Annotated in this window: 20 protein-coding genes and 1 tRNA gene; 13 read left to right on the top strand and 8 right to left on the bottom strand. The window is 56.7% G+C overall.

Going from position 1 to position 19,763, the window contains the following annotated elements:
- Positions 1 to 21 precede the first annotated feature (21 nt).
- The 12 genes from ccoN to IFT84_RS09260 all read left to right on the top strand — a co-directional run bounded on the left by ccoN (position 22) and on the right by IFT84_RS09260 (position 11,942).
- Positions 22 to 1,644, top strand: a complete 1,623-nt coding sequence (gene ccoN / locus IFT84_RS09315; protein ID WP_192118635.1) for a cytochrome-c oxidase, cbb3-type subunit I — start codon at positions 22 to 24, stop codon at positions 1,642 to 1,644.
- Positions 1,645 to 1,656: 12 nt separating this feature from the next.
- Positions 1,657 to 2,388 carry a cytochrome-c oxidase, cbb3-type subunit II gene (gene ccoO, locus IFT84_RS09310; RefSeq protein WP_192118633.1) on the top strand — a complete coding sequence of 244 codons (732 nt, stop codon included), beginning with the start codon at positions 1,657 to 1,659 and terminating at the stop codon, positions 2,386 to 2,388.
- Between the two features lie 13 nt (positions 2,389 to 2,401).
- Entirely contained in the window at positions 2,402 to 2,569 is a 168-nt protein-coding gene (locus tag IFT84_RS09305; protein ID WP_192118632.1) for a cbb3-type cytochrome c oxidase subunit 3, read from the top strand.
- Positions 2,559 to 3,446, top strand: coding sequence for a cytochrome-c oxidase, cbb3-type subunit III (gene ccoP, locus IFT84_RS09300; protein WP_192118630.1), 888 nt, complete (start codon positions 2,559 to 2,561; stop codon positions 3,444 to 3,446). Before IFT84_RS09305 ends, ccoP begins: the two co-directional genes overlap by 11 nt.
- A 123-nt stretch (positions 3,447 to 3,569) precedes the next feature.
- Positions 3,570 to 5,153 carry a cytochrome c oxidase accessory protein CcoG gene (ccoG, locus tag IFT84_RS09295; RefSeq protein WP_192118628.1) on the top strand — a complete coding sequence of 528 codons (1,584 nt, stop codon included), beginning with the start codon at positions 3,570 to 3,572 and terminating at the stop codon, positions 5,151 to 5,153.
- Positions 5,150 to 5,644, top strand: coding sequence for a FixH family protein (locus tag IFT84_RS09290; protein ID WP_192118626.1), 495 nt, complete (start codon positions 5,150 to 5,152; stop codon positions 5,642 to 5,644). Before ccoG ends, IFT84_RS09290 begins: the two co-directional genes overlap by 4 nt.
- Positions 5,641 to 7,929: a cation-translocating P-type ATPase gene (locus IFT84_RS09285; RefSeq protein ID WP_192118624.1), complete on the top strand. Its 2,289-nt coding sequence runs from the start codon at positions 5,641 to 5,643 to the stop codon at positions 7,927 to 7,929. The genes IFT84_RS09290 and IFT84_RS09285 overlap by 4 nt, the downstream gene beginning before the upstream one ends.
- Positions 7,926 to 8,081, top strand: a complete 156-nt coding sequence (ccoS, locus tag IFT84_RS09280; protein WP_192118622.1) for a cbb3-type cytochrome oxidase assembly protein CcoS — start codon at positions 7,926 to 7,928, stop codon at positions 8,079 to 8,081. Before IFT84_RS09285 ends, ccoS begins: the two co-directional genes overlap by 4 nt.
- Before the next feature lie 109 nt (positions 8,082 to 8,190).
- Entirely contained in the window at positions 8,191 to 9,627 is a 1,437-nt protein-coding gene (gndA, locus tag IFT84_RS09275) for an NADP-dependent phosphogluconate dehydrogenase (RefSeq protein ID WP_192118620.1), read from the top strand.
- 91 nt (positions 9,628 to 9,718) lie between these two features.
- A complete protein-coding gene (locus IFT84_RS09270; protein WP_192118618.1) occupies positions 9,719 to 10,408 on the top strand; it encodes a D-lyxose/D-mannose family sugar isomerase in 690 nt (229 codons plus the stop codon).
- Positions 10,409 to 10,420: 12 nt separating this feature from the next.
- Positions 10,421 to 11,452, top strand: a complete 1,032-nt coding sequence (mgrA, locus tag IFT84_RS09265; RefSeq protein WP_192118616.1) for an L-glyceraldehyde 3-phosphate reductase — start codon at positions 10,421 to 10,423, stop codon at positions 11,450 to 11,452.
- 160 nt (positions 11,453 to 11,612) lie between these two features.
- Entirely contained in the window at positions 11,613 to 11,942 is a 330-nt protein-coding gene (locus IFT84_RS09260; RefSeq protein ID WP_192118614.1) for an RcnB family protein, read from the top strand.
- A gap of 46 nt (positions 11,943 to 11,988) precedes the next feature.
- Here the strand turns inward: IFT84_RS09260 and gpt are convergent, their stop codons facing one another.
- A complete protein-coding gene (gene gpt, locus IFT84_RS09255; protein ID WP_192118612.1) occupies positions 11,989 to 12,486 on the bottom strand; it encodes a xanthine phosphoribosyltransferase in 498 nt (165 codons plus the stop codon).
- A 12-nt stretch (positions 12,487 to 12,498) separates the two neighbouring features.
- On the opposite strand from gpt, the gene IFT84_RS09250 reads away from it, so the two are divergent.
- Positions 12,499 to 12,642 carry a hypothetical protein gene (locus tag IFT84_RS09250; protein WP_192118610.1) on the top strand — a complete coding sequence of 48 codons (144 nt, stop codon included), beginning with the start codon at positions 12,499 to 12,501 and terminating at the stop codon, positions 12,640 to 12,642.
- Between the two features lie 250 nt (positions 12,643 to 12,892).
- On the opposite strand, the gene IFT84_RS09245 is transcribed toward IFT84_RS09250, so the two are convergent.
- The 7 genes from IFT84_RS09245 to purL all read right to left on the bottom strand — a co-directional run bounded on the left by IFT84_RS09245 (position 12,893) and on the right by purL (position 19,703).
- A complete protein-coding gene (locus tag IFT84_RS09245; RefSeq protein WP_192118608.1) occupies positions 12,893 to 13,687 on the bottom strand; it encodes a DUF6030 family protein in 795 nt (264 codons plus the stop codon).
- A 251-nt stretch (positions 13,688 to 13,938) separates the two neighbouring features.
- Positions 13,939 to 14,024 (bottom strand) — tRNA-Leu (locus IFT84_RS09240).
- Between the two features lie 98 nt (positions 14,025 to 14,122).
- Positions 14,123 to 15,397, bottom strand: a complete 1,275-nt coding sequence (locus tag IFT84_RS09235; RefSeq protein WP_192118606.1) for a multidrug effflux MFS transporter — start codon at positions 15,395 to 15,397, stop codon at positions 14,123 to 14,125.
- A gap of 33 nt (positions 15,398 to 15,430) precedes the next feature.
- Entirely contained in the window at positions 15,431 to 16,672 is a 1,242-nt protein-coding gene (locus tag IFT84_RS09230; RefSeq protein ID WP_192118603.1) for a multidrug effflux MFS transporter, read from the bottom strand.
- Between the two features lie 145 nt (positions 16,673 to 16,817).
- Positions 16,818 to 17,153, bottom strand: a complete 336-nt coding sequence (grxD, locus tag IFT84_RS09225) for a Grx4 family monothiol glutaredoxin (RefSeq protein ID WP_192118601.1) — start codon at positions 17,151 to 17,153, stop codon at positions 16,818 to 16,820.
- 84 nt (positions 17,154 to 17,237) lie between these two features.
- The gene (locus IFT84_RS09220; protein ID WP_192118599.1) at positions 17,238 to 17,471 is read right to left on the bottom strand and encodes a BolA/IbaG family iron-sulfur metabolism protein; all 234 of its coding nucleotides are present in this window, start codon (positions 17,469 to 17,471) and stop codon (positions 17,238 to 17,240) included.
- 12 nt (positions 17,472 to 17,483) lie between these two features.
- Positions 17,484 to 19,703: a phosphoribosylformylglycinamidine synthase subunit PurL gene (gene purL / locus IFT84_RS09215; RefSeq protein ID WP_192118596.1), complete on the bottom strand. Its 2,220-nt coding sequence runs from the start codon at positions 19,701 to 19,703 to the stop codon at positions 17,484 to 17,486.
- Positions 19,704 to 19,763: the final 60 nt, after the last annotated feature.

Below are 19,763 nucleotides of genomic sequence, written 5' to 3'. Positions count from 1 at the left end.
AAGCAGTTGGGGGCTCCAACAATGAAGTATACGACTGAAACAATTATGCTGGGAGCGGGGGCATTTCTGGCTCTGCTGGCAGCAGCCTTTGCACAGGACAGTCTGTTCCAATCCCATATGTGGGTGCTGTTTTTCGTGCTTCTGGCCAGCACCGTCGTCATGGTGCGGCGGGTGTCATTCGCACCGGCGGCGCGTCTGCCGAAATCGGTGGTCGAATCGGAATATTTCGATGAGGTCATTCGCTACGGCGTGATTGCCACGGTGTTCTGGGCCATTGTCGGGTTTCTGGTGGGCGTGGTGGTGGCCATGCAACTGTCCTATCCCGGACTGAATATCGAACCTTTCTTCAATTTCGGTCGTCTGCGCCCGCTGCACACATCCGGCGTTATCTTCGCCTTCTGTGGCAATGCGCTGCTCGCCACGTCATTTTACGTGGTACAGCGCACGTCACGCGCACGGCTTTTTGGCGGCAATCTGGCCTGGTTCGTGTTCTGGGGCTACCAGCTGTTTATCGTCATGGCGGCAACTGGCTATCTGCTCGGTATCACGCAGGGGCGTGAATATGCCGAGCCGGAGTGGTATGTCGATATCTGGCTGACCATCGTCTGGGTTGCCTATCTCGCCGTGTTTCTCGGCACGATCCTGAAGCGGAAAGAACCGCACATCTACGTGGCAAACTGGTTCTATCTTGCCTTTATCGTTACCATTGCCATGCTGCATATCGTCAACAATCTGGCGATCCCAGTGTCATTCCTTGGGGTCAAGAGCTACTCGGCCTTTTCCGGCGTGCAGGATGCGTTGACGCAGTGGTGGTACGGTCACAATGCCGTGGGCTTCTTCCTGACAGCTGGCTTCCTCGGCATGATGTATTACTTCATTCCCAAGCAGGCGGGTCGTCCGGTCTACTCCTACCGGCTATCGATCATCCACTTCTGGGCCCTGATCTTCATGTATATCTGGGCCGGTCCGCACCACCTGCATTACACGGCTCTGCCGGACTGGGCGCAGACCCTGGGCATGGTGTTCTCCATCATGCTGTGGATGCCCTCATGGGGCGGCATGATCAATGGTCTGATGACCTTGCAAGGCGCATGGGACAAGGTGCGCACAGACCCCATCATCCGCATGATGGTGATTGCGGTGGCCTTCTACGGCATGGCGACCTTTGAAGGTCCGATGATGTCAATCAAGTCGGTCAACTCACTCAGCCATTATACGGACTGGACCATCGGCCACGTGCATTCAGGCGCGCTCGGCTGGAACGGCATGATCACGTTTGGCGCCATCTATTACCTGACGCCACGCCTTTGGAACCGCACCGGCCTGTACAGCTTGCGCATGGTCAACTGGCACTTCTGGCTGGCGACACTCGGCATCGTCGTCTACGCGGCTGCCATGTGGGTGTCGGGTATCCAGCAGGGCCTGATGTGGCGCGAATACGACGATCAGGGCTTCCTCGTCTACTCGTTTGCCGAAACGGTTGCGGCGCTGCATCCATACTATCTGCTGCGTGCCGTGGGCGGCCTTATGTTCCTCGCTGGCGGTCTTATCATGGCCTACAACGTCTTCATGACAATCCTCGGCCATCAGCGCAACGAGGCTCCGATTGCCGGAACCTCGCCCGCTCTTCAGCCAGCCGAATAAGGGGGATGGTCCATGTCCATTCTTGATAAACACGCGATACTCGAACGCAACGCCACGCTTCTTCTTCTGGGCTCGCTTCTGGTCGTCTCTATCGGCGGCATCGTGGAAATCACTCCGTTGTTCTACCTGCAGAATACAATCGAGAAGGTGGAGGGCATGCGGCCCTACTCACCGCTGGAACTGGCAGGGCGCGATATCTACGTGCGGGAGGGATGCTACGTCTGTCATAGCCAGATGATCCGCCCGTTCCGCGACGAGGTGGAGCGCTACGGCCACTACAGTCTGGCCGCGGAATCAATGTATGATCATCCATTCCAGTGGGGCTCCAAGCGCACAGGGCCGGATCTGGCCCGTGTGGGCGACCGCTATTCCAACCAGTGGCATGTGCAGCATTTGAGCGAGCCTCGCTCCGTCGTGCCGGAATCGGTCATGCCGAGCTATTCTTTCCTGAAGGAAACAACGCTCGACGTGCGCAACGTCGCCATGAATCTCAAGGCCAATGTGGCCGTGGGCGTGCCGTATGACGATCAGATGATCGAGAACGCAAACGCCGATTTACAGGCGCAGGCCGACCCGAATGCCGATACGGAAGCGCTTCTTGCGCGCTATCCCAAGGCTAAGGTGGGTGACTTCGATGGAGACCCGGCGCGGCTGACCGAAATGGATGCGCTGGTCGCCTATTTGCAGGTGCTCGGCACGCTGGTGGATTTCTCCACCTATGACGACGCAGCCGGTTACCGCTAGAGAGGGGGATATCATGGAGATTTATACCGCGCTCAGGCACTTCGCCGATAGCTGGGGCCTTTTGGCCATGACGCTATTCTTTCTCGGCGTCGTTGCCTTCGTCTTTCGCCCCGGTGCCAAAAAATCGGCCCATGAGGCCGCCCAGATTCCTCTGAAAGAGGACAGCCACGATGACCGATAAACACATTTCCAACACGCACACAGGTCCTATCGATGACATCAGCGGCGTAACCACCACCGGCCATGAGTGGGATGGTATTCGCGAGTTGAACAACCCCATGCCCCGCTGGTGGGTGTGGACATTGTACGCCACCATTGTGTGGGCCATCGGGTACTGCATCGCTTACCCATCCATTCCGCTTATCCGCGACTCGACGAAGGGACTGCTGGGCTATTCCACACGCGGGGAGCTGAAGACCGAGCAGAACGCGGCCACGCAGGCCCAGACGGCTATGGCAGACCGGATCGCCTCGGCCTCCCTTCAGGACATTCTGGCCAACCCGGAGCTCAGCCAGTTTGCCATTGCGGCAGGTTCATCCGCTTTCAAGGTCAATTGCGCGCAGTGCCATGGCTCCGGTGCTGCTGGCTCTCCCGGCTTTCCAAACCTAAACGACAATGATTGGGTGTGGGGCGGCTCGGTGGACGATATCTTCCAGACCGTTGCTCACGGCATTCGCCATCCCGGCGATGACGAAACGCGTTTTTCAGAAATGCCGTCCTTTGCCGAAGGTCTCCAGCCGTTGGAAATCCGTCAGACTGCCGCCTATGTGGTCAGCCTGACCGGTACGCCGAGAGACCCTGCCATGGCAGAACCGGGCAAAGCCCTGTTTGAAGCCAATTGCGCAGCGTGTCATGGGGAGAATGCGACCGGCAATCGCGAACTGGGTGCGCCAAACCTTGCTGATGCCATCTGGCTGAAAGGCGAGGGCGAGGATGCCGTTGCGGCGCAAATTCGAACCCCGCGCCATGGGGTCATGCCGGCATGGCTGCCAAGGCTGGGTGAAACGACGGTCAAGGAACTGGCCGTATTCGTGCACTCTCTCGGAGGCGGCGAGTAGCAGCAGGAACTTACCATTGAACTGAGCTACGGTCTGCGACACGCTGGCGCAGGCCGTTCTTGATTCATATCAAGGAAACCAGCGACCCCACATGGCAAACCAACCTTAGAAAAGGTGTTTGCCATGAATCTCTACAGGTCTCCGATGCCCGCCGCTGCCGATGCTCCGGTTGAGCGGCTGAATGCAGAGCCGGTCAATTCCGCGCAGGTCCGCAAGCCGCTTTATGAGAAGCGCAAGAAAATCTTTCCCAAGCGCGCCGAAGGGCGCTTTCGTCAGTTCAAATGGCTGGTGATGGCGATCACGCTGGGGATCTACTATCTCACGCCCTGGATCCGCTGGGATCGCGGCCCCCATGCGCCCGATCAGGCCGTGCTGATCGATCTTGCCAGCCGCCGTTTCTACGTTTTCTTCATTGAAATCTGGCCACAGGAGTTTTTCTTCGTCGCCGGTCTGCTGGTCATGGCTGGTTTCGGATTGTTTCTGGTGACCTCCGCTGTCGGCCGTGCGTGGTGCGGTTACACCTGTCCGCAGACGGTGTGGGTGGGCCTGTTTCTTGTGGTGGAGCGATTCATTGAAGGGGATCGCAATGCCCGGATGAAGCTGGATGCAGCACCCTGGACCCTTTCCAAGCTGCGCAAGCGTGTTACCAAACATGTCATTTGGCTCGCAATCGCAGTTGCGACCGGTGGGGCATGGATCTTCTACTTCGCCGATGCGCCAGCGCTGCTGTCGTCCTTCCTTCATTTTGATGCGCCGCCGGTTGCCTATATTACCGTCGCCATCCTCACCTTTACCACCTACACGCTGGGTGGGCTGCTGCGTGAGCAGGTCTGCACCTATATGTGCCCTTGGCCGCGCATTCAGGCCGCCATGCTCGATGAAAATTCGTTGGTCGTCACTTACAATGACTGGCGCGGTGAACCGCGTGGACGCCATGCAAAAAAGGCTGCTGCTGCCGGCGCCGTGCAGGGCGATTGCGTGGACTGCAACGCCTGCGTGGCGGTCTGTCCCATGGGCATCGACATTCGCGATGGCTTGCAGATGGAGTGCATCACCTGCGCGCTCTGTATCGATGCCTGCGACAGCGTGATGGATAAGGTCGGGCATGAGCGTGGGTTGATTTCCTACGCCACGCTTGCGGACTATTCCGCCAATATGGCGCTGGCAACCGACAATGGTACCAAGCCCATTGATCCGCGCCGGGTCCGCAAACCCGAAGGTGGCTTCTCCAGTGCGGTCAAACATTTTGACTGGCGGGTGATTTTCCGTGGCCGCACGCTGCTGTATTTCACAGTCTGGGCGCTGGTCGGCCTTGGCCTGATCTACGGCCTGCTGGCCAGGGACCGGCTGGAACTCAACGTGCTGCATGACCGCAATCCGCAATTCGTCGTGGAGTCCGACGGTGCCGTGCGCAATGGCTATCAGATCAAACTGCTGAACATGATTCCGGAGCCGCGTGTCATTCGCGTGTCTATCGAAGGTCTGCCCGAGGCGACCATGAAAATGATGGGGCAGGAAGGTGAGGCCCGGGTCTTCCTCATACCGGTTCAGCCGGACAAGGTCACCAACGCCCGTATCTTCGTGACCTTGCCGAAGGCGGCAATCGGAATAGCGGCAGACGGTTTTTCGCTGGTGGCCGAGGATGAGGCCAGCCACGAACGCGATGTTTACAAGGCGCGCTTCAATATCCCGGAGGTTGTACAATGAACCAGACTGTTCGCAAATCATTCACCTTTACCGGTTGGCACATGCTGGGCGTCACGTTTCTGTTTTTTGGCACCATCATCGCCGTTAACATCGTCATGGCGTGGAGCGCTGTCTCAACCTGGAGCGGGCTGGTTGTGAAAAACACCTATGTCGCCAGTCAGGAATTCAACGGCAAGGCGGCGGAGGCCAGGGCCCTGTCCCTTACCGGCATCCAAGGCAAGCTTGTGGTCGATGGACCATCCATTTCCTACACGCTGACGCACCCGGAGCGGGCGTCGGTGGAGGCAGACGAGGTCACGTTGATCTTCAAGCGCCCAGTGGAAGAGCATAACGACTTTCGCATGAACCTGGCATCCGCCGGTCCGGGCCGCTTTGTCGGTCGCCATGGCATGGCTGCGGGGCAGTGGATCGTTGATATCACCTCCAAAGAGAAGGGCCGGATTGTCTATCACGAAGCCATCCGCGTTAAGGTGGGGGGAGCCACGTCATGACCTGCTGCGCACCGGGAACCGAAGGTGCCCTTGATCTTGCCCGCACTGCACCGCCACCAACCCAGGAACTCTGGCTTGCCAGCCGCACGGTAGGCGAAGGGCAACGCCAGAGTGATTTGAGCGTTCCCGCCGTGCACTGTGGCGACTGTATCACCACCATTGAACGTGCGCTGAAAGCACACCCGGCCATTGTCAGCGCCCGCGTCAACCTGTCGGCGCGTCGGGTGTCGTTCGTCTGGAAGGAAACGGTTAAGGGTGAAGCGACCGATCCGTCGGAACTGGTGAGCCTTGTCCGCGCCGTTGGCTATGACGCGCACCTGTTTACCAGTGCCGAGCAAGCGGGCGATGACCTGCTGCGCCAGCTAATCCGCGCCGTGGCAGTATCGGGTTTTGCCGCCGTCAATATCATGCTGCTGTCCGTCTCGGTCTGGTCAGGGGCCGATACGGCTACGCGGGACTTGTTTCACTGGATTTCGGCGTTGATTGCCGCTCCGGCACTGCTCTATGCCGGTCGTTTTTTCTTCCGCTCCGCTTTCGCAGCGCTCAAAAACCGGCGTACGAATATGGACGTTCCAATCGCGCTCGCAGTGACGCTGTCCTATGCCATGTCGCTCTATGAGACGATCCATCACGGCGAACATGCGTGGTTCGATGCCTCCGTCACACTGTTGTTTTTCCTGCTGATCGGGCGCACGCTTGATCATATGATGCGTGACCGGGCGCGCTCCGCCATTACCAGCCTTGCGCGCCTGTCCCCTCGCGGCGCCATGGTGTTGACTGAAAACGGTCAGCGGGAATACCTGGCCGTGGAAGACATTCAGCCCGGCCAAAAGCTGGAAATCGCCGCGGGCGACCGCATCCCCGTCGATGGCCGCGTGCTAGACGGTGTCAGCGATATCGACCGCTCCATCGTCAATGGCGAAAGCGCGCCCGCCAGTATTGGTGTAGGTGATGTTTTGCAAGCAGGCGTCATGAACCTGACGGGTCCCTTGGTTATCGAAGCAACGGCAACTGCACGCGACTCGTTTTTGTCCGAGATCATCCGCCTGATGGATGCAGCCGAAGGCGGGCGGGCCCGCTACCGGCGTATTGCGAACCGTGCCGCCCAGGTTTATTCGCCCGCCGTACATCTTCTGGCCTTACTGTCCTTCTTCGGCTGGCTGCTGGTCAACGGCGATGTGCAACACGCCATGCTCATTGCTGTCGCTGTCCTTATTATTACATGCCCCTGCGCCCTTGGCCTGGCCGTGCCGGTTGTGCAGGTGGTTGCAGCGGGTCGGCTGTTCAAAAGCGGGGTCATGGTCAAGGATGGATCGGCCATGGAGCGCCTTGCTGAAATCGACGCCGTGGCTTTCGACAAGACCGGTACGCTGACGCTCGGCCAACCCCGCCTTGTGAACGGCGCGGACGTATCAACGGAGTTGATGGCCATTGCCGGGGCGCTGGCGTCAAAATCGCGCCATCCCTTGTCGCGTGCGCTGGCTGAGGCTGCATCAAGTTTTTCTACCGGATTTGAAGAGATTGAGGAGCGTCCCGGAGCGGGCTTGAAAGCAGCACTCGGGGACCATGTTTATCGCCTCGGCAGCTTTGTATTCGCGTGCGGGAAGCAGGCACCGGAACCATCTCTCGACGGTCGTTCCGAGGTCGTTCTGTCACGAGATTTCGAGCCGCTTGCCATTTTTCGCTTCGAGGACTCGCTTCGCCCACACGCGCGGGCAAGCATCACGGCGCTGGAAGCCCAAGGGCTCTCGGTGTCCATTTTGTCTGGGGACCGTGTGTCGGTTGCCGATGCACTTGGCCGTCGATTGGGTGTAAGCGACGTTGCTGCCGAACTGTCGCCGCAAGGAAAGGCGGAGGCACTGCGCAGCCAAGCGGAAGCCGGGCTGAAGGTGCTGATGGTGGGCGACGGCATCAATGATGCACCGGCGCTGGCCAGCGCGCACGTATCCATGGCACCGGCGACGGCGGCTGATGTTGGCCGTCAGGCTGCCGATTTTGTCTTCATGCACGATGGTTTAAATGCTGTGCCGTTTGCAATCGAAACGTCGCGTCAAGCTGGCCGTTTGATCCGCCAGAACTTTGCGCTGGCTATCGGCTACAACGTTATCGCTGTGCCGATTGCCATACTGGGTTATGCAACGCCGCTGGTTGCGGCTATCGCCATGTCCACCAGTTCTATCATCGTTGTGGTCAACGCGCTTCGCCTGTCGCGTCCAGTCAAGTCCGACAGTGGGAACGTGGGCACGCCCGTTACCGCTCGCCAACCCATGCAGCTTGCATCATGAATACGCTCATCTTTCTGATTCCGATTGCGTTGTTTCTGGGCGGGCTTGGGCTTGCGGCCTTTCTCTGGTCGCTAAAAAGCGGCCAGTACGATGATCTGGACGGTGCCGCCTGGCGCGCGCTGGATGACGGCGACGACCGCCCGGAAAAGTGAACCGGCAAGATTAAGTTTATCTTGTCCTAAATCGATTTGAGTGCCAAAACGCCACGAAAGGACTGTGCTTGCGCACAGTTGAATGGACAGCTCCAACGGAGGAATGCACGTGGAACAGGCAGAAATCGGTCTTATCGGTCTTGGTGTCATGGGGGCCAATCTGGCGCTGAATATCGCGGAAAAGGGCAACCGGATCGCAGTGTTCAACCGCACACCCGAAGTGACGCGCGCCTTTTACGAGGCTGCCGGTGCGCTTCAGGACCGGATCATTCCATGCGAAACCCTGGAAGAGTTCGTGGCAGCCATCCGCCCGCCGCGTCCCATTATTATTATGATCAAGGCCGGCGATCCTGTCGATCAGCAGATGGCGCTGCTTCGCCCCATTCTTTCCGATAACGATATCATCATCGACGCTGGCAATGCCAACTTCCGCGATACGATGCGCCGTTTCGATGGCCTCAAAGACAGCGGCCTGACTTTCATCGGCATGGGTGTTTCCGGCGGCGAAGAAGGTGCGCGCAACGGCCCGTCCATTATGGTGGGCGGCACACCGGAATCCTATGCTCGGGTGGAAAAAGTGCTGACGTCGATTGCCGCCGTCTATGATGGCGCACCCTGCTGCGCTTGGCTTGGCACCGATGGGGCGGGACACTTCGTCAAGACCATTCATAACGGCATTGAATATGCCGATATGCAGATGATCGCGGAAATCTATGGCATCCTGCGGGATGGCTTGAACATGTCTGCCTCCGAGATCGCCAATGTGTTTGGCGAATGGAACAGGGGCCGCCTGAACTCCTATCTCATTGAAATCACCGAAATCGTTCTGAATGCCGCAGACCCGATCACGGGCAAGCCAATTGTGGATATGATCCTCGATCAGGCCGGACAAAAGGGCACGGGCAAGTGGTCCGTTATCGAAAGCCAGCAGATGGGCGTGCCCGCCACCGCCATCGAAGCTGCCGTGGCTGCCCGCAGCATCTCGTCCATGAAGGCAGAGCGGGAAGCGGCCGAAGGCATTCTTGGCCTGCCGAAGGTGCCGGAGTTCGTCGTTGAAGACCGCGCGGCATTTATCAAGGACCTTGAAAACGCGCTTCTCGCTGCCAAGGTCGGGGCTTACGCGCAGGGCTTTGCGGTGATGGCGCAGGCGTCGCGTGAGTTCAACTGGTCGCTGCCGATGCCGGTAATTGCCAAAATCTGGCGCGCTGGTTGCATTATCCGCTCGCAGTTTCTGGATGAAATTACCACAGCCTTTACCGAAGCACCGGAGGCGGCCAACCTGATTGTCACACCAGCCTTTGCGGACATCGTGAAGGATACGGACGCAGCCCTTCGCCGCGTCGTCTCGGCTGCCGTCTTGCACGGCCTGCCGGTTCCGGCGCTGGCTTCGGCGCTCGGTTATTTCGACAGCTACCGCCGTGCACGCGGCACCGCCAATGTCATTCAGGGCCAGCGCGATTTCTTCGGAGCGCACGGCTTTGACCGTGTCGATGGTGCCGACGCCCACCACGGTCCTTGGGGCAGTGGTCTCGGACACAAATCCTGATCCTGTAAACCCGTCAATGCCGCCCGCCTGAACCGGGCGGCATTTTTGTAGACCCCACCTGCTCATCGTAAGGTGCGGTGGAGGAGATCCCATGAAGCGTAGTGAAATTAACCAGATCCTGATCGAGGGCGATGCGTTTATCCGCTCCTTCGGTACTGTGCTGCCGCCTTTCGCGAACTGGTCGCCGGAAGAGTTGAAAACCCGGTTTGAGACCGATACCCCGTCGCTGCTCGATGCGCGTCTTGGCTGGGATATTACTGATTTCGGGTCCGGCAACTTTGCCGATTGTGGGCTGTTTCTGTTTGCAGCACGAAACGGCAGTGCTGCCGATCTCGCCAAGGGGCGAGGCATGCTCTACGCGGAAAAGATCATGATCGTTCGCCAGAACCAGATCACCCCGCTGCACCGTCATGTCATCAAGGCAGAAGACATCATCAATCGCGGCGGTGGAAACCTCGTTCTGACGATGTTCAATTCCTTGGCCGATGGCAGCCCGGATGAACATGGTGATGTGCAGGTGGCGACAGATGCGCGTTTGCGCACCTTGAAGGCTGGCAGCCATCTATCGCTAGCACCCGGTGAAAGCGTCACGCTGCTGCCCGGCAACTGGCACTCCTTCTGGGGCGAGGGATCTGATGTTCTGGTGGGCGAGGTTTCGACCGTCAACGATGATCTGACCGATAATGTTTTCCATCAACCGGTCGGGCGTTTTTCAACAATTGACGAAGACGAGAAGCCGCACCGCCTGCTGGTTTCCGACTATGATACCTGGCTGAGATAGGGAGGATTGACGATGACGTGGACACCCGCAGACAATCGCTACAACGCAATGATCTATAATCGCTGTGGTCTAACCGGCCTGAAATTGCCCGCCGTTTCCTTAGGGCTCTGGCACAATTTCGGGCATGAGACGCCTCATGAGCGCAAACGGGCAATCTGCCACACCGCGTTTGATCTCGGCATTACGCATTTCGATCTGGCGAACAATTACGGCCCGCCGCCCGGCTCGGCGGAAACCGCATTTGGGGAAATTCTGCGCACGGATTTTGCCGGTCTGCGGGATGAGTTGATCATCTCGTCCAAGGCCGGGTACGATATGTGGCCGGGTCCCTACGGGGAATGGGGTAGCCGCAAATATTTGGTTGCGAGCTGTGACCAGAGCCTGAAACGCATGGGGCTCGACTATGTCGATATTTTCTATTCGCACCGCTTTGATCCTGAAACGCCGCTGGAAGAAACCTGCGGAGCGCTGGACCATATCGTGCGCTCGGGCAGGGCGCTGTATGTCGGGATCTCCTCCTACAATGCACAGCGCACCCGCGAGGCAGCGCAGATTTTGAAAGATCTCGGCACGCCCTGCATTATCCATCAGCCCAGTTACTCCGTTATCAACCGCTGGATAGAGCGAGATGGCTTGCTGGATACGCTGGAAGATGTCGGCATGGGATCCATCGTCTTTTCGCCGCTGGCGCAGGGCATGTTGACCAGCAAGTATTTGAATGGCATTCCAGAAGGCAGCCGCGCCGAGCAGGATCATTTTCTCAAGCGCGACTTTCTGACACCGGATACTTTGGCCAACATTCGTGCACTGAATGAGATTGCCGAGCAGCGCGGCCAAACACTGGCACAGATGGCCATTGCGTGGGTCTTGCGCGGCGGTCGGGTAACGTCCGCGCTCATTGGTGCCAGCCGACCCGAACAGGTCACAGACTGCGTTGCCGCGCTCCAGAATCTCGATTTCACTGCGGAAGAACTCACGAAGATCGACGCTCACGCCGATGATGCGGGAATTAATCTCTGGGCCAAATCCGCCGAGCAGAACTAAAGAACAAAGGCCCGCTGGTTGGCCAGCGGGCCGCTTCATGCTGTCTCTACATTAGTTTCATTATATGTTTGATATCATTACGCAAATGTAATTTAAATCTCAGTTTCCATTCATCCGGGGCGCTCTAGATATGGCTCTATTGAAATGAAAGGAAACTTCAATGAAACGTCTATTTCTGGCTTTGATCGCAACATCGTTTCTAACAGCTCCAATGGCAATGGCACAGGATATGCGCCATCGCAAACCCGTGGAACGCCACGAGATGCAAAAAGGCAAGCAACATGCCGAGCAGCAGCGCCACGGTAATCGCTGGAAGCGCGGCGAGCGTCTGTCGCGCGCGCAGCGTGGACCGGTTGTAGGCGAGCGCGACTATCGTCGCCACAATTTGCAGCGTCCTGGCCGCGGCCAGCAGTGGGTGCGCGTCGGCAATGACTATCTTCTGATCAGCGCCGCCACTGGCCTTATCCTTGGCATCACTGCCGGTCGTTAACACGGTAAGCTTCGATAAAAAGGGAAACGATCAGTTTCCCTTTTTATTACCCCTTGGCGCCGCGCGCGATTGGCTCCTGAAAAGTGAAGCCGAGATCCCACGGGAAAAAGATCCATGTGTCCTGACTGACCTCGGTCACAAAGGTATCGACCATCGGGCGTCCTTGTGGCTTTGCATAGACCGCAGCAAAATGCGCTTTTGGCAACATCGCACGCACCTGCGCCGCGGTTTTGCCAGTATCGGTCAAATCGTCGATGATCAGAATGCCTTCGCCTTCATCTTTCGTTAGCTCTTCCGAAATGCCTTTCAGCAGCTGCATATCGCCCTGCGTGTCGTAGTCATGGTAGGATGCGACGCAGACCGTTTCGATCAGACGGATATTCAGTTCACGCGCGATAATGGCGGCAGGCACCAGCCCGCCACGGGTAATGCACACCATGCCGCGCCACGCGTGGCCCTGATCTGCCAGTCGCCAGGCCAAAGCGCGCGCATCTCTGTGGAACTGGTCCCATGAAACGGGAAAAGCTTTCTCGGGAAGGGACATGGCAGGCTCCGCATGGCTGGAAAAGAGCTTTGTCTTTGCGGAAAATCCAAGGGTTTGCAAGTGTCTTTCCTCACCACTGCCCCTGAAAAAACAGGTTCTACCGGTCTTCCCGATGGTGACGAAGGCGCAGATGAGGCGCAATTCTTCGCGAAATGAACGGTGAGAGCGCAAAGCTGAAAACCACGACAACAACAATTGCCCATGGTAGCTGATCCTGTAAGGCCGGTATCATCAAAACCGTCACAAGCCCAACACCAAATAGAACAGCATTGACCATAAAACTCACAAGCAGACTGATCCATGAAATTGTGCGCATCATTTTCCCTCTCACATTCAAGGGGACATTACAGGGAAAACGAACGCAGGGCTTTGATCTGGATCAGCCGGACCATATTGTAGCACGCGGTCAGGGGCGCTGTAGCACAGGCTGATCGAAAAAATGCCTGGTACGCTTCTGCTCAGCGCTGCTCTCTGTTTCCTTGACAAACAGGTTGAAGCTTTCGGGATCAAATCTTTCCTGTTGCAAGGAGACGCTCGCGCCAAACGCGTCCATATTGAACGGCTTCGGGGATGCAAGAAACGAACTTGCCGCCTCAAAATCTGTCCAGCGTGTTTGCTCAATAAGTATTCTGTAGGATTTTGTGAGTGCGCTTACTATAGCCGGAGACAGCGTGGCGGATGCGGTCTTGATCTTAATTCGCACAGATTTTACAGCCCCATCGGGATCTCCCTTAATGTCAATGAAGACAGAGGAGACGGGATCCGCTTCGGACACGCCGAAGTCGGACAGCAACTGGCATTCAAATCGTTGGTGATCAAACGGATCAACCATCCAGCTTCCGCCCTCGGGAAACCCCTCAACCCGGCTGAGTGCGCGGCAAAGTTCAGGTCCTGAAACTCTTAGCTCTCGTACAAATGCTGACAGGGTGCTGACGTTCGGCGACGAAAGAAGGCGCACGGGAATGGTGACAACGGCAGCCGAGGGTTTTTTGCGAGGGGTGGTTGGGGATGCGCGCTCTTTCTTGACGTTTGCTTGCGAAGGCATCCAGTGCGCAACATTGTAATAGGCGAGCAACGAGCGAAGGTGGCGCTTGTCATTGGCGAGAAGGAAGACGCTCAGAATTGTTAGGCAGACGCAAGCCGTCATAGCCAACGGAATTCGATATCGCCTAGGCCGACTTACAGGGGGTGCTGCGGTCATGACAATGTCTACCAGTCCCCTGAAACTTCCATAAAGGTTTTAACAATATTGTCACATTAGAGAATATTGAAGTGCAATTAAAACTGAAAATATCTGAGATCGACAAGGACGGCCAGCGTGATCTCGCGGCAGCAACGTGACGTCAATCGGTCACCCGACCCCGTTCTAAAGTAACGGCAGTCGCGTCCTGAAACCTTTTTGACAGACAGCTCTTACTTCGTCTACCGCAATTTCTGTCAGCCGGATAAAACTGGTGCGGACGACGGGGGTCGAACCCGTACAGCCTGTGGCCGAGAGATTTTAAGTCTCTTGCGTCTACCAATTTCGCCACGTCCGCCTGTGCTGCTTTTCAAATAGTTACTCGCCACAGTCAAGAGCAGAATATGATCAATGTCGCACCATATCGACGGCAGGATAAAGTAACCCGTGTTTACGTCAGAAATGCATATCTGCAGGATTTATAGACGTAGTTTCGCCGGGGTGAGTGAACAGTTTGCCGCGTTCGGCCCACAGGACCGCCAGGATCGTAAAACTACCCAGAAGCACGAAGCTAATAAACAGTGGCTGAATCGTACCGTTGAACATTTGTCCGACCAAACTGCCTAAAACCGCTCCGAATGTAGTGGAAACAAACCCCGTTACCGATGTGGCTGTGCCTGCAAGATGGCCCATGGGTTCAAGGCTGATTGCGGTGAAGTTCGTCATTACCACGCCAAGCACAATCAGAAGCACACAGATTGCCAGGTACGTTACAACGAATGGCGGTGTTGTATTTATTCCTAACACGACGATCAGCAGTGACGCCACTGTAAAGATCAGGATGCCTGAATGGGCAATTCTGCGCATTCCAAACCGGCGGACGAAATAGCCATTGGCGAAGTTTGCCAGTGCCATGCCGGCACTGGTGCCTGCGAATGCGAGCGGCAACTGTTCGCCCATGCCGTACACCTCGCCAAACACCTGCTGGACAGAGACGATGTACGCGCAGATGACAGCGGTAAAAAGCGTGAGCGCGATCATGTAACCGCAAGTAATCCGGTTTGTCAGCACTGCGCCAAACGCTTGTGTGACAGATGCGAAGGAAAGCGGGCGACGCTCCTCAACGGCCATGGACTCCCGCACGCGAACGAGCGTCCACACATACAGCAATGTGCCAGCTACGCCGATGAAGATGAAGATGGAATGCCAGTTGAAGTAGCGGTCAATGAGTTGACCAAGAAAGGGGGCAACGAGTGGTATCATCATGAAGATGATCATGATGTAGGACATGACTCTCGCCATCTCACGCCCGCCAAAACAGTCCCTCACCATCGCAATGGTGGTGATGCGGACCGCGGCAGCGCCAACGCCAGCGGCAAAGCGAAGAATCAAAAGTGTTGTCAGGTTGCTTGCCCAAACTGACGCAAAGGTTGACAGGATCAGGAACAACAAACCGCCCAATAAAACGGTTCGCCGGCCAAACGTGTCGCTCAATGAACCGAAGACAATCTGCGAGATACCAAACCCCAGAAAGAACACCCCGATCACAAGCTGCGCATCATTTGCACTGGCCAGGTTGAGATCAGCTGCGATTTTCGGCAAAACTGGCAGCATGATATCGATCGAGATGGCCGTGATTGCCGTCAGCAAAGCAATAGTTACGACGAACTCAACAAAGCCTACACCAACCCTGCTGCTGCCGGATGAAGCCGTTTTCGAGTGTGTCGACATTTTTGATCCTAACAATGCAAGGGTCGGGGAGGTTTAATTTTCGGTCTTGATGACGGGCGAGTGGAACAGGCGACCGCGCTCGGCAATCAGCACCAGCACAAAACCAATCAGGGCAACGGAGAAGAAACCGGTCGCAAGTGGACGAATGGTCCCATCATAGGCCTGACCGATGACCGCGCCAATCAACCCGCCGCCAACCGTTTGCGTAAATCCGAGAACGGCGGACGCCGTTCCTGCCACATGGCCCAAAGGCTCCATGGCCATGGCGTTGAAGTTTGCGCCAATCAAACCGAACTGCACCATTGATCCAGCGTAAAACAAGCCAAACAACCAGAATGGCAAAGGGCCGAAAAAGGATGATACCATCCACAGGAACGTAACGACAAGAAACCCGAGCAAAGCGGTATGCGACAGGCGGCGCATACCGAACCGTCCGACCAGCCGGGAGTTTGTAAAAGACGAGGCGGCCATCAGAACGGCGAACCCAGCGAAGACCAGCGGGAACCAGACGCCCAGGCCGTAATTGCCAACCATGATCTGCTGCGCAGAATTGATGAAGCCGAACAGCGCGCCGAAAATGAAAGAGGCTGCCAGCGTATAGAGCAGCGAAATCCGGTTTGTCAGCACTGTGCAGAAAGCGAGCTTCACGGACGCGACGCTGAGAGGTCTACGGTCTTCCGGTGCCATGGTTTCCGGTAGGCGAACGAATACCCAGATCGAGACGCCAAGCGCGACCATTCCCATAAAGGCAAAAATCATGTGCCATTCGGCAAAAATCAGAATGCCTTGACCAATGCTGGGGGCGATAACCGGCACGACCATAAACACCATCATGATCAGCGACATCACTTCTGCCATCTTTCGTCCACCGTAGATATCGCGGACTGTAGAGACACTGATGACACGCGTGGCAGCCGCGCCGATGCCTTGCGTAAACCGCAGCATCAACAGGGCGGTAAACGATGGAACGAAAGCCATCAGCAGCGCAGAGACCGCATAGATGCCAAGGCCGATCAACAAGGGTGTCCGTCGGCCAAAACGATCAGACAACGGTCCGTAGGCCAACTGCGCCGTGCCCATGCCGATCAGATAGGTGGTAATCACATATTGCCGATGGTTTTCCTCCATCACACCCAGACTAGCGCCGATTTGTTGGAGACCCGGCAACATGATGTCGATTGCCAGTGCATTCAACGCCATGAGCGACGCCATCAAGGCAATGAATTCTACACGCGAAAGCGTGGTTAGCGCTGTCGGTTTAGCGGTAAGTGACATGGGAAAATCCGGCTTGGAATATGGTGTTGCAAGACGTTTAAAAACCGCACCAGTCAGTTGGCGAGGCGTACGTTGCACAGTATCTAGTCTTCGTTACACATAAAAAAAGGCGGATATCCGCCTTTTTGGTTTCGGATGGCTGCCCTTAGGCCGCGCCTTTAACGGCGACGCCCTGTTCGGCCAGATGCGTTTGAAGTTCACCTTCCTGAAACATCTCGCGGATGATATCGCAGCCACCGACAAACTCACCCTTCACGTAGAGCTGAGGAATGGTCGGCCAGTTAGAATAATCCTTGATACCTTGGCGAAGGTCTGCATCCGCCAGAACATTGATACCTTTATAGTCGACACCAACATAATCCAGAATTTGCACAACCTGCCCGGAAAACCCGCACTGTGGAAACTGCGGTGTGCCCTTCATGAACAGCACCACGTCGTTGGACTTCACTTCATTGTCGATAAATTCTGCGATACCGCTCATGGATATGCCTCTTTCATAACTTTGCCTCTAGATAGGCCATGCGCTTGACCCTGTCGAGCGCTTCACGACGAAAGTGATCAAAACCTATTCTGGCGCACTGGTTTGCAATGCCAGCGCGTGAAGAACACCACCCATATTGCCCTGCAAGGCATTATAAACCATCTGGTGTTGCTGCACACGCGTTTTGCCGCGAAACGCCTCGGCGACAACCTCTGCCGCGTAATGGTCTCCATCCCCCGCCAGATCACGGATCGTAACCTGAGCGCCGGGAATGCCAGCCTTGATCATGTCTTCAATATCACCCGGATTCATTGCCATGAACAGACTCCTTTACTCGGCTGCATTCATATAGTTGGGGAACCATGCTTCATGCGCGTCATGAAGGTCCTCAACAGATAAGGGTCTTGCTTCGCCCAGTTTCAAGTTCTCACCACCGGTTCGACCAATCACCGGCATGGAGACTCCGGCTGCTTCCGCCTTGTCTTGAACAGCCTTGAGGTGCTGTTCGGCGACCGTCACTACATATCGGCCCTGATCCTCACCAAACAAAGCGGGTATCGGCTGCGCCGTGTCCGGAATGGTGATGGTGGCACCGATACCAGATGCAATGGCCATTTCGGCAACCGCCAGCGCGAGACCGCCTGATGAACAATCATGAATGGCAGTTACCAAGCCATCCCGTATCAAACCACGAACGAAGTCGCCGACTTTGCGCTCGTGAGCAAGATCCACATGTGGGGCAGGGCCATCGCTACGGCCATGGATGTCGCGCAGATACACGGACTGGCCAAGGTGGCTTCCCAACGTGTCCGGTGCACCAGCCAGCAGAATTGTTTCGCCCTGTGCCGCAAACCGGATTCGCGCCATCTGCGACCAGTCCGGCAGAATGCCGACCCCGGCGATTGTTGGCGTCGGCAGTATGCCCTGACCATTGGTTTCGTTGTAAAGCGACACATTGCCCGATACGATCGGGAAGTCCAGTGCCCGGCAGGCTTCGCCGATACCCTTGATGGCGTGAACCAGTTGGCTCATGATTTCCGGCCGTTCAGGATTGCCAAAATTGAGATTGTCGGTTGATGCCAAAGGCAGGGCGCCAGTGGCTGTAATGTTGCGCCAGCATTCGGCAACCGCCTGCTTGCCACCCTCAAAGGGATCGGCCTCAACATAGCGCGGCGTGACATCTGACGAGAAGGCAAGCGCCTTGGTCTCGTGACCCTCAACGCGCACCACGCCAGCGTCCCCACCGGGCAGTTGCAGGGAATTTCCCTGAATCAGTGTGTCGTACTGTTCCCATACCCAGCGTCGGGAGGAATTGTTGGCAGAACCCACAAGGCTGAGCACCGCATCGGCAATATCGGCTTCCGGAATGTCGTCTTCAGCCAAGGGAGCGGATACTTTAGCCGGTGTCCATGGGCGGTCATATTCCGGCGCTTCGTCACCGAGTTCCTTGATCGGCAGGTTTGCTACTTCTTCGCCCTGATGCAGAACGCGGAAGCGCAGGTCGTCCGTGGTCTTGCCGACGATAGCAAAATCGAGGCCCCACTTCACGAATATAGCCTTTGCTTCCTCTTCCTTTTCAGGACGCAGCACCATGAGCATGCGCTCCTGGCTTTCTGACAGCATCATTTCATAGGCGGTCATGCGCTCTTCGCGCACAGGCACCTGATCCAGAATCAGCTCGATTCCGAGGTCACCCTTCGCACCCATTTCCACGGCGGAGCAGGTCAGCCCAGCCGCGCCCATGTCCTGAATTGCGATTACCGCGCCGGTCTGCATCAGCTCAAGGCAGGCTTCCAACAGGCACTTTTCGGTGAAGGGGTCACCGACTTGAACGGTCGGGCGTTTTTCTTCAATTGATTCATCGAACTCGGCCGATGCCATCGTTGCGCCACCAACACCATCGCGTCCGGTTTTCGCGCCGAGATACACAACCGGCAGGCCAACGCCCTTTGCCTCGGACAGGAAAATCGCATCGGACTTCGCAAGGCCAGCAGCAAAAGCGTTTACCAGAATGTTACCGTTGTAACGGGCGTCGAATTCGACCTCGCCACCGACGGTTGGTACGCCGAACGAGTTGCCGTAGCCACCGACGCCGGAAACGACGCCCGCGACCAAATGACGGGTTTTCGCGTGGTCAGGCGCACCGAAGCGCAGCGCGTTCATCGCGGCAATCGGGCGTGCGCCCATCGTGAACACGTCTCTCAGAATGCCACCGACGCCGGTTGCCGCACCCTGATAGGGCTCGATGTAGGACGGATGATTGTGGCTTTCCATTTTGAAAACGACACAATCGCCATCTCCAATATCGACAACGCCCGCATTTTCGCCCGGACCCTGAATGACCTGCGGCCCCGTTGTCGGCAATGTCCGCAGCCACTTCTTCGAAGACTTGTACGAGCAGTGCTCGTTCCACATGGCGGAGAAAATGCCAAGCTCGGTGAATGTCGGCTCTCGACCAATCAGGGTCAGAATGCGCTGGTATTCATCCGGCTTCAAACCGTGGGATGCAATAAGATCAGGCGTGATGGCACGGGTATTGGAAATGGTCATCGTCAAGTCTTCAGGTCCATTCTCTGAGGCGCTGTTGATGAATGTTTAGCGTATGCACCG

The organism is Rhizobium sp. CFBP 8762, assembly GCF_014841565.1.
Lineage (GTDB): Bacteria > Pseudomonadota > Alphaproteobacteria > Rhizobiales > Rhizobiaceae > CFBP-8762.
The sequence above is the reverse complement of the archived record's forward strand: the minus strand, read 5'-3'. Positions and strand labels throughout refer to the sequence as shown.